The organism is Methylobacterium sp. WL116 (genome assembly GCF_008039455.1).
Taxonomy (GTDB): domain Bacteria; phylum Pseudomonadota; class Alphaproteobacteria; order Rhizobiales; family Beijerinckiaceae; genus Methylobacterium.
Genome location: NZ_VRUV01000708.1, coordinates 1 through 1865, shown reverse-complemented (window position 1 = coordinate 1865; position 1865 = coordinate 1). Strand labels below are relative to the sequence as shown.

General features: G+C 72.5%; 2 protein-coding genes and 1 pseudogene. All 3 read left to right on the top strand.

Annotation, left to right across the window (positions count from 1 at the left end):
- A pseudogene (locus FV223_RS32150) lies at window positions 1-101 on the top strand (S1 family peptidase); the annotation flags it as partial.
- 107 nt (window positions 102-208) lie between these two features.
- A complete protein-coding gene (locus FV223_RS26515) occupies window positions 209-1084 on the top strand; it encodes a trypsin-like serine protease (RefSeq protein WP_147729721.1) in 876 nt (291 codons plus the stop codon).
- A 181-nt stretch (window positions 1085-1265) separates the two neighbouring features.
- Complete coding sequence (locus FV223_RS26510) at window positions 1266-1841, top strand: PAS domain-containing protein (RefSeq protein ID WP_147729720.1); 576 nt, start codon at window positions 1266-1268, stop codon at window positions 1839-1841.
- Window positions 1842-1865 lie beyond the last annotated feature (24 nt).

Below are 1865 nucleotides of genomic sequence, written 5' to 3'. Positions count from 1 at the left end.
GCGCCTGCGGTGGCCTGACCCAGGCCGTCCGCGTCGCGCCGCAGCGCGACTGGCTCGACCGCACGCTCGCCGGCTGGGACCGGACGGCGCGCTGGCACTGAGCCGGCGGTCCCGCCGGCCCCGAGGAACCGAACCTTGGCCGACGGATTGCTTTACGTTAGGCTTCAGTCCCACCTGCCGAGAGCGCCCTCGGCCCCCGGAGAGAACGATGCTCGCCACTGTGCTCCGCGGCGCCCTGCTCGGCGGCCTGTCCGTCGGCCTCCTCGGCTCGCTGCCGGCACCGGCTTCGGCCGTGATCAACGGCGAGGTGACCCGCGACCCGAACGGCACGCGCAACTTCGTGGTGCGGATCGAGAGCACCCAGGGCGAGATCTGCTCGGGCACGCTGATCGCGCCCGATCTCGTGCTGACCGCAGCCCATTGCGTGATGCAGCCGGCCAGCTACAGCATCGTGGCGGTCGACCGCGGCTTCCGCCAGCGCCGCGTCTCGGTGATCGCCGCCTCAATGCATCCCGAATTCGTCCCCGGCACCACGCCGGAGGACCAGCCGGGCGTCGACCTCGCCCTGCTCAAGCTCGAGCAGCCGCTCGGCACGGACTACGCGCCCCTCGATCCGCGCGGCGCCGGCTCGATCGGCAACGGCGACGCGGTCGACATCGCCGGCTTCGGCGTCGTCGCCGAGAACCGCCGCAACACCGCCCGCACCCTGCGCCAGGCGCACCTCGTCTCGATCGGGTCGCTGCAGGTCGCCAACCGCGTCACCGTCGTCACCGACCGCCGCCGCATGGCCGAGACCGCCGGCGCCGGCGCCTGCCTCGGCGATTCCGGCGGCCCGATCCTGTCGGGCGGCCCCGGCGGCTACCAGATCGTCGGCGTGGTGAGCTGGTCGAGCGGGGCGATGCGCCAGGACGCCCGCCGCCGCACCGCCTGCGGCGGGTTCACGGCGGTGACGCCGGTGGCCGAGCACACCGGGTGGATCGCGGCACGCTCGGCCGAGCTTTCCCGGATCGAGGTCGGCCAGGCGATGCCGGCCGGCCGTGGCAACCGCTCGGATTGGATGGCCCGGCCCGGGCGCAACCGCTGAACCCTGACCCGAACCGGAATTTGCAGAAGGACCAGGTTTCACGTGCGGTCGCGCGATCGTCGCCCGTGCATCTGGTCGATTGCATTTTCAATTCAGTGAATGATACCGCTTGATGCGATGGCGCCGACGCATCCGGCCTCAACCGGAACGCGATGCGGCTTCGCTCCCGGGAGCATCGCTCATGTTCGACGGCTCGACACCCGCCACGCCCTCGCTCGCCTCGGCGCTCATCGCCTTCGGGTTCGTAGGCGCCTGGGAGACGAACGTCGCGGCCGGGCGCTCGGTCCTCGACGAGGGCGCCTGCGACGTGATGGCGGGCGACGCGTCGCTCGTCGGCAAGCCCCTCACGCTAGACGAGTCGCTCGCGCGCATCCACCCGGAGGATCGCGACTGGGTGTTCGACCGGATCAGGCAGGTGCGCGAGACCGGCGGTTCGTTCTCCGCCGACTTCCGGATCGTCACGGAAGGCGGCGACATCCGCTGGATCCGCAACCGCGGCCACGTGACCCGGACGGAGACCGGCATGCACGGCCACGGCGCCTTCTTCGACGTCACCGACACGCGCGCGAAGCTCGACGTCCTGCCCCGGCCGAAGCTTCGCCTGCTGCCCCCGGCCGATCCGCTGGAGCAGGCCGCCGACCAGATCCTGGCCGCCCGCGTGGCGATCGACCGGACCGGGCAGAAGCGCCTGCGCACCCTCGTCGATACGCTGCTGCTAGAGGTGGGCCGCGCCCTGGCACGGCGCCAGGGCGCGTGAGGCCGGCCCGGGGCGGGCCGTCGA

What these genes read in the sequence shown, in the direction of transcription:
- FV223_RS26515 (WP_147729721.1), top strand. Translation starts at nt 209, where the DNA reads ATGCTCGCCACTGTGCTCCGCGGCGCCCTGCTCGGCGGCCTGTCCGTC.
- FV223_RS26510 (WP_147729720.1), top strand. Translation starts at nt 1,266, where the DNA reads ATGTTCGACGGCTCGACACCCGCCACGCCCTCGCTCGCCTCGGCGCTC.